Origin of the sequence: Testudinibacter aquarius, from assembly GCF_004342725.1 — a bacterium.
Lineage (GTDB): Bacteria > Pseudomonadota > Gammaproteobacteria > Enterobacterales > Pasteurellaceae > Chelonobacter > Chelonobacter aquarius.
On sequence record NZ_SMCP01000003.1, the window covers coordinates 292,730 to 299,341 of the forward strand.

The window sequence follows — 6,612 nt, forward strand, 5'->3', positions numbered from 1 at the left end:
TATCTCTTTGGAGCTTATCCCACTTAATTCGTATCCTAGGCTATTTTTAGCTAGGCTGCATATATTCTACCATTAACTGCAACTGTCGGTTACCACGAAACTCATTAATATCCAATTTATAGACAATTTTTATCGTTTTTATCGATAAATCAGGATAGCGCTGCGGATCAATATTAAACGCAATCGCATCAAATAACTGGGTGCTACCCTGTGGTTGCAACAGCATTTTTAAATGCCGTCCGCCCACCAAACGCTGTTGTAATACGCTAAACTCACCGTCAAACAGTGGCTCTGGAAAAGCTTGCCCCCAGGGGCCACAAGCTGCAATAAGCTCCGCAGTTTGTAAATTCATCTCGCTTGGCGACAATTCACCATCGCTCCAGATCGTGCCGGTCAACTGCTCTTGTGCCACACAGTCGCATACAATCTCAAGGAACTGTTGCTGAAACTCTGCAAAACGGGTTTCGTCAATACTCAAGCCTGCCGCCATCGCATGTCCGCCAAATTTCAAAATCATGCCCGGACAACGCTGGTCAATGCGTTCCAACACATCTCTGATATGCAGTCCTTCAATCGAACGCGCCGAGCCTTTTAGCACCCCCGGCTGATCTTGAGTGAACGCCACCACCGGACGATGAAATCGATCCTTAATCCGCGAAGCCAAAATACCCAACACGCCCTGATGCCAGTCTGCACGATATAATGCTATCGCATAAGGCAAGCTCTTTTCCAGCTCGTGTAATTGGCTGCAAATTTGCAAAGCTTCCAGCTTCATGCCTTGCTCAATTTCTTTGCGAATTTGGTTCAGCGCATCCAAATCATGTGCCAATTGGCGGGCAAGCTGCATATCATCTGCCAACAGCAGCTCGACCCCAACGCTCATATTATCCAAACGCCCAGCGGCATTTAATCTTGGCCCGATGGCAAAGCCCAGATCCGAAGCGGCGAAACGACTGAGATCGCGATTAGCAATTTCTGCCAACGCCTGAATGCCGTAGCGACAGCGTTGAGCACGAATTCGCTCCAGACCTTGATGTGCCAAAATACGGTTATTTTGATCTAACGGCACCACATCAGCAATCGTACCCAATGCGACCAGATCCAAAAGTTCGGCAAAATTTGGCAGTTCTGAGGCCACAATTTCACCTCGATCACGCAGTGCAGCACGCACTGCCAGCATCAAATAAAAAGTAACCCCTACTCCGGCAAGCGATTTTGACGGAAAGTTACAGTCGGTTAAATTGGGATTGATAATCGCATCGGCACTCGGCAATTGCTCCGGTGGCAAATGATGATCGGTGATGATCACCTTCACACCGCACTTTTTAACGAACTCTACGCCTTCATATGAGGAAACACCGTTATCCACCGTGATCAACAATGCCACTTGCTTTTCCAACGCCATTTTCGCCACATCGACACTTAAACCGTAGCCTTGTTCAAAACGGTTCGGCACCAAGTAATCAACCTGTTGAAAGCCGAGTTTACGTAATGCCAATACTGCAAGTGCGGTGCTGGTGGCGCCATCTGCATCAAAATCACCGACAATCACAATTTTTTGCTGTTCACGCCGAGCGGCCAACAACAATTCGACTGCCGCCGACATGCCGCTGAGTTGCTGTGGCGGCAACAGGGACTTCAAAGTGCGGTCTAACTGCTGTTGACTGGCAATGCCCCGTACTGAAAAAATACGGTTAAGTAACGGGCTGTCTCCCAAAGGAAAAATGGTTTCCGCTTGGCGACGGCAGATAATTTTATTCACGCTGAAGATTGAACCTGTTGTTTAAAACTAAAAAGATAAAAATAAACTAAACCCTGATAAATCAGGGCATTAGACTGCTTACAAAGGTGAAAACGCACAATATTTATTGTAAAAGTAGAGCTGGATTAACTATCCGCCCGAACTGAATATTGATTTTTTCCTTTGTAGATTAAATACTTATTTCGCACTTCGAAAGCGGGCGGATATACAATCCGCCCCTACTTTGCCTCATTAAATATCTTTGCCAATAAGCTAAACCCTGATAAATCAGGGCTTAGCTGTTGAACTATGTTCAATAATATGCTCAACAAAAATTTATTGCGCTTCCTGCAAGGCAGCTAATAACTCTTTCGGCGGCAGATATCCACCGATCATTTCACCACTGTCGGTGACGATGCTCGGGGTGCCACGCACGCCATATTGACGTCCCAAGGCGTAGTGTTGCGCCACGATATCCGGTGTCATCAGGTTTTTTGGCACATCACCGTTTTCTGCGGCATCTAATGCTTGATTACGATCCTTCGCCTGCCAGATTGCTTCCATTTGACGTGCGGTTTGGTTGTCTAACCCGGCACGTGGAAACGCCAAGAAACGTAAGGTGATGCCCAAATTATTGTACTCGTCTTTTTTGCTGTAGAGTAAATGGCAATAATGACAAGTGATATCCATAAACACCGTCACCACATATTTTTCATTTTTTGCCGGATAAACAATCATTTGATCGCTCAACGCATTTAACTTGCCGAACAATATTTTTTCACTCAAATTGACCAGCTCACCGTTTTTAAATTCAAATAAATCGCCACGTAAAATATAGTTGCCGTCCTCAGAAACATAGAAGATTCCTTGATCCGAAACGACCGATTTAATACCTTTTATCGGTGCAGGTTGCACCTCGATATTGGTCATGCCCAGTGCCGAAAGGTGCTGATTGATCTCTGCATCAGCACCGAATGCCAGACTACTGAACAACGTTGTGGCGAGCAAAATAGATTTTTTCATGGTTTTCCTTAATTATTTTAATAGTGTGTTATTCCAAGCTGAACGGCTTGACATAAGGTAGCATGCCTTTTTGCAGCATACTGCGCAAACCGCTGGAGTAGTTGCTGCCTAATCCCCTGATTTCAAAATTGATAGCAACCGAATTATCGTAAAACACCTGATCTGCAGTATCACTGCGGTTACTTGAGGTGAGATAACGACGTGCGCCGATGCCAACACTCCAGCAACAACTGTTATATTGAATGCCGCCATATTGTTCCACCGGTTTATTTAAGGCGACATCATGATAATAGCGACCAATAATCGCCCAGTTGTCATCTATATCCCAAGCCACCGTCGCACCGATCTGTTTGATATCTTGATTATAACTGTTAGCGCCACTTTGTAAATTTTGATTGATATAATCCTGGCTGGCATAACGATAGTTCAATTGCACCAAATTATTACCACTCGGGTTAAATTCCAACACCGTATTGGCAAGTGCGGTTTTGTTCAAGACCGTATCATATTGATAACTGCCACGCCAGTTCCAGTCGGAATTGATTTTCCAATTGGATTGCATCGACCAAGAAGAAGAGTGTCGGCTGGTGCTGTTGTCTTCTGATTCATCAATACGCGAAGCGGTCAAATAGTAAATTTGTCCCAAAGAAAAGTTAAACCGCTCTTCAGAATGTTGATCAAAAAAGCGGGTCGTACCACCGACGGTTACTTGATTGGCTGATGCAATACGATCTAAGCCGCTGTAGCGACGATCGCGAAACAGCGAGAAATAATCTTGTTGCAACAAGGCGCTGTCATAGCCCAAACCAAGGTAATTCGAATCCACATTTTGCGCGCCGATATTGCTTTGGTTTTTATACGGTCGATACAGATACTGCACATGCGGCTCGAGGGTTTGAGTGTATCCTTCAAACACCGATTTGGAATTTAATAAAATAGTCTGTAAATCGGCTTTAAACTGTGGCAGCACCCGATTGACACTGCTCTGCACTGCTTCTGCATTTTCGCCTTTGCCTGAAGTTTGGCGATAATGCGTTGCATATAATTTGGTTTGTAAATTCAAACTGCCGTAGTCATTGCTTAGAGGTAAATTCAACTCCGGCTGCACATGAAAACGCCACGCTTTCGGCATAGACGAACTGTCGTTATCAAAATGCACGGCTTGCGAAAACAGCGCAAAATCCAACCAACCATTGGCTAAACCATTTTTATAGTAGTTAAAATCAATCTGTGGCAACGCACGATACGGTCCGATTTCAGCCTCATCAAAAATCTGGAATTGCCTACCGGAAATCACCAAATTATAGTTCGGCTGATAATAGCCCAAGCTGAATTTTTGAGTGGCATAACCGTCGGTGCTGTTGCCATATTCCGAGCTAAAGTCATTAAAATAACGCTTATCACTCACTTTGGTATAATCCACATTCAAACGCCAATCACCAAATGTCGCAGCATGTTGCCAGAAAAACAGATGGCGTGATTTATTGTTGCCCAGATAGGTTTTTAAACGATCGCGATGCAAATATTCCGTCGCCACCGTGCCCAAACCAAACTGAGTCAAATAACGAAATTCAGTCAGCAACTGTAAACCACGATCTGTCATCATTTTCGGGGTAAAGGTCGCATCATAATTCGGTGCAATGTTCCAATAAATCGGTTGTGCATAACTGAAGCCGTCACGACTCGACATACTAAATTGTGGCATTAACAATCCGCTGCGGCGACGGTCGCCCAACGGCAATTGCCAATAGGGTGAATACAAAATCGGCACGCCCAGCACTTTAAAACGCGCTCCCCACATTTCGGCAACTTCTTCTTGCAAATCTTGACGAATTTCATCGGCTTCGATCGACCAGGCATTATCATTCGGCAAGCAAGAGGTAAAAGTCGCATTGTGCAAAGTGCGGTAACGCTCACGCATCTCCGCCTGTTGTGCGGTACCACGTCCTTGGCGACCGACAAATTGGTAATCGGCATTTTGCAAATCACTGTCTTTGCTGTTCAGATTAATTTTGGCGTTGCTGCCTTTCAAATCGATCTGCTCGTCACGGTATTGCAAATCGCCGTCAATATAGGCAAAACGGGTCAGCTGCCCGGCATTATCTTGCGTGGTAATTTTTGCATATTGCGACTGCAAACGGCGGTTTCCCTGTTGAATATCCACATCGCCCTGATAAGTTGCTTCCGTGGCATGCAACATCTCACCGCGATTGGCTTCGATGTACACCGGCAAATCATTCGGGTTGCCGCTAACCGGTGTGCCGCTAAAGTGCGGTACGCCCAACAGACACTGCTGACGCAAATCTGCTTGCGCCGCACTGCTGTGTACAGTGCCGTATAATGCACTCAGAATCAGGGTCGCCAGCAGGCTATAAGTATTTTTTTTCATTCTGTAACCCAAGCTAATAAAAATGGTGATAAAACAGCGAAACTGGGTTGATTGTACTCGAAATCCCTCCATTGATCATGCGAATATTTTCCTCTGTCGGACTATCAGACAAAAATTTTCATTGGTCTCAATATTCGCCTCAGAAATGATTGGCACATTTGACCTTAATAAGGGTAGAATGAAGTGATTTTTTATTCAGTTCACTTAATGAGGAAAAACTATGTCGCAATTACAAGAGTTACGTAAAATCACTGTGGTGGTTGCTGATACCGGTGATATCGAAGCCATTAAAACCTATCAGCCGCAAGATGCAACAACCAATCCGTCCCTGATTTTAAGCGCCTCGTCCCTGCCGCAATACGCGCCGTTGATTGATGATGCTATCGCTTATGCTAAACAGCAAAGCGACGATAAAAAACAGCAATTGATTGATGCCGAAGATAAATTGGCGGTGAATATCGGGTTGGAAATTCTGAAAATCGTACCGGGGCGCATCTCGACCGAAGTCGATGCTCGCATGTCTTACGACACCGCAGCCACGATTGAAAAAGCGCGTAAATTGATCAAATTGTATAACCAAGCCGGCATCAGCAATGAACGCATTCTGATCAAAATCGCCTCCACTTGGCAAGGTATCCGTGCCGCAGAAGTGCTGGAAAAAGAGGGTATCAACTGCAACCTGACCCTGCTGTTTTCACAAGCTCAAGCCCGTGCCTGTGCCGAAGCCGGCGTTTACCTGATCTCTCCGTTTGTCGGTCGTATTCTGGATTGGTACAAAGCCAATAGCGATAAAAAAGAGTATGCGCCGCACGAAGATCCGGGTGTGGTGTCAGTGACCGAAATTTATAACTACTACAAAACCTACGACTACAAAACCGTGGTAATGGGTGCCAGCTTCCGTAATATCGGCGAAATTACCGAGTTGGCTGGCTGTGATCGCCTGACTATTGCGCCGGGCTTGTTGAAAGAGTTGCAAGAGAGCAATCAACCACTAGAGCGTAAGTTAGACTTCAAAGGCAACGTAAAAGAGCGCCCAGCGCCGCTGAGCGAAGCACAATTCTATTGGCAGCACAACAGCGATCCGATGGCAGTGGAAAAACTGACCGACGGTATCCGCAAATTCGCCGCTGACCAAGAGAAGTTGGAAGCAATGCTGAGCACCAAACTGTAAGTTTGCCCGCTACTTAAAACAAAACCGCACTTTAATGTGCGGTTCAGACTGCTGACAAAGGTTAAAATACACGATTAATATTGTAAAAGTAGGGGCCGATTATATATCCGCCCGAACCGCACTTTGCATTTTTCCTTTATTGATTAAGTACTTATGCCGCACTTCGCAAACGGGCGGATATATAATCCGCCCCTTGTATATTCAAAATAAAGTATACTAGCAACACAGCACCGAATCGTTATCCACAGCTTGACCGCCCCTAGAGCATCAACTCGTCTTGTAGCGTAG

The 6,612-nt window shown here is 45.4% G+C and carries 4 protein-coding genes; 1 reads left to right on the top strand and 3 read right to left on the bottom strand.

Translation table 11 applies throughout. The features are described 5' to 3' along the window. Positions 1–46: 46 nt before the first annotated feature. The 3 genes from recJ to lptD all read right to left on the bottom strand — a co-directional run bounded on the left by recJ (position 47) and on the right by lptD (position 5,153). Entirely contained in the window at positions 47–1,762 is a 1,716-nt protein-coding gene (gene recJ, locus EDC16_RS04855) for a single-stranded-DNA-specific exonuclease RecJ (RefSeq protein ID WP_132965961.1), read from the bottom strand. A gap of 315 nt (positions 1,763–2,077) precedes the next feature. After that, positions 2,078–2,764 carry a bifunctional protein-disulfide isomerase/oxidoreductase DsbC gene (gene dsbC, locus EDC16_RS04860; protein ID WP_132965963.1) on the bottom strand — a complete coding sequence of 229 codons (687 nt, stop codon included), beginning with the start codon at positions 2,762–2,764 and terminating at the stop codon, positions 2,078–2,080. Between the two features lie 28 nt (positions 2,765–2,792). Beyond that, positions 2,793–5,153: an LPS assembly protein LptD gene (lptD, locus tag EDC16_RS04865; protein WP_132965965.1), complete on the bottom strand. Its 2,361-nt coding sequence runs from the start codon at positions 5,151–5,153 to the stop codon at positions 2,793–2,795. 220 nt (positions 5,154–5,373) lie between these two features. On the opposite strand from lptD, the gene tal reads away from it, so the two are divergent. Then, positions 5,374–6,324, top strand: coding sequence for a transaldolase (tal, locus tag EDC16_RS04870; RefSeq protein WP_132965967.1), 951 nt, complete (start codon positions 5,374–5,376; stop codon positions 6,322–6,324). Positions 6,325–6,612 lie beyond the last annotated feature (288 nt).